Annotated in this window: 1 protein-coding gene; it reads left to right on the top strand. The window is 39.5% G+C overall.

Features of this window, described 5'->3' with window-relative positions; genetic code table 11:
- Nucleotides 1-604 precede the first annotated feature (604 nt).
- Nucleotides 605-1,840, top strand: coding sequence for an IS110 family RNA-guided transposase (locus U473_RS14000; protein WP_068727898.1), 1,236 nt, complete (start codon nt 605-607; stop codon nt 1,838-1,840).
- The last annotated feature ends 177 nt before the right edge of the window (nt 1,841-2,017 follow it).

Here is a 2,017-nt window from a genome sequence, read left to right as displayed (position 1 = left end):
TCGTATATTAGTAGTAAGAGCTCCTTCTAGAAGAATTTCCAGTCGATCCGGATCCTCTGAAATCACTCTAGATTCCTATAGGGTTTATGATAAGCCTTTCGGCTTCCTCATCAAAAATAAAATTGTTTTACCCCCTTGTCTTACCCCAACTGGTGGGGAAGCCAGAGGCGAGTAATTAAATTAAGTAAATTGAATAATATGTTGTTCTAATCTGTAGGGGGACAGCCCTCTTACGTTTATTTGTTGTACCTTTAAAACTGAATATCGAGAATGACGAAGAATGGAGGAGGCTCCAGCACTTTACTCCGTCATTTTTTATAGAATCTTTGGCCTGCTCATGGGACAATGGTGTCGACAAGCTTTTCTTAGGAAGTTTCTTTCACTCCTTGCGGGCAACTTTTGTGTACTGCTTTTTAAGCCTGCTACCCATGACTCATCATTGAATTTTCTAACCGCTGGTTGCGCCTTCCACTTAGAAGGGGGAGTAGCACCCTGATTGACTTCTATATGGAAATGAGTGCTGATGACGAGGTTGTTCTAGATGATTCCCATGGGCACCCAGGTCTAAGATTTGCTTGATTAACTACTATCAGGAGGTGATTCTATGTCGAAAATGCTAGTTGGTATAGACGTAAGCTTAAAATCTCACCATGTTCAATTCATGGACGGAGACGGAGATTCATTAGCTTCTTTTTCTGTTCCTAATGATCAAAATGGGGCAGACACCCTGATCCAAAGAATATTAGAAACAGCGAAAAAAAAGAAGCTAAACTTGTTCCAGATTGGAATGGAGGCCACCTCAAACCTTGGTTGGCATCTTGCTCACTATCTACGAGAACAACTAAAGGGATACGAACCTTCCTTTCAATCACATGTATACGTCTTAAATGCGCGTAAAGTGGCTCGTTTTAAAAAAGGGTATGACACTCTAGTTAAGAACGACCGCATTGATGCCTGGGTTATCGCAGACCACCTGCGTTTCGGACGACTGCCTATGGAAATGAAAGATACGATTCAGTATGAAGCCTTGCAGCGTTTGACAAGAACCCGATTTCATTTGATGCAAAATATTACAAGGGATAAAATTTACTTCCTTAACCAAGTCTTCTTAAAATTTAGTGGACTTCGTCAGGATAATCCCTTTTCTAATATGTTTGGATCCACAAGTTTAGCGGTTATTGAAGAACTAGAGCCTGAACAAATTACCCAAATGTCCATGGAAGAACTCATTCAATTTCTTCAAGAGAAGGGAAAAAATCGCTTCGAAAATCCGGAAGAAATTGCAAAGTATCTTCAAAAACTTGCTCGTTCATCATATCGTCTAAATAAAGCAATGGCCGATCCAGTCAACATTTCACTTTCCGTTTCTTTAAGTGTAATTAGACATATGGAATCCGAAGTGAAACGGCTTGATCGTGAAATTGCCAAACTCATGAAAGGCATCCCACAGACGTTAACCTCAATAAAAGGGGTTGGGGATGTTTATGCAGCTGGTCTTATTGCTGAGATTGGCGACATCAAACGATTTAAAAATCATCATGCTTTAGCTAGTTACGCTGGCCTTAGATGGAGTCAGTATCAATCTGGTGAATTCGAATCGGATGATACGAATCGATTAAATTCTGGAAACAAGTATCTACGATACTATTTGATACAGGCAGCTGATAAAGTTCGTCAACATGATTCCGAATACAGAGCGTTTTACCAAAAGAAATATAACGAAGTCCCTAAACATCAACACAAAAGAGCACTCGTCCTTACTGCTAGAAAATTGGTACGATTGGTGTATTCGCTACTAAGCACCAATCAATTGTACACACCACCAGAAAGGAGAAATTAATCAACTTTCGATTATTTCACATCCTTCGAGCAGAGCCTCACAAGCAAAATTTCAATAACAAAAATTGGTAATTAGGTGAGGGCTATTTGGTATACCCTTTTTTAAGGGATTTTTACTTCTATCCCAAAATAATTTCCAATTCTTTATTTTTTTGTGCTTGACATATTACCGCTGGGC

Source organism: Tepidibacillus decaturensis (assembly GCF_001561915.1).
Classification (GTDB): Bacteria; Bacillota; Bacilli; order Tepidibacillales; family Tepidibacillaceae; genus Tepidibacillus_B; species Tepidibacillus_B infernus.
The sequence above is the reverse complement of the archived record's forward strand: the minus strand, read 5'-3'. Positions and strand labels throughout refer to the sequence as shown.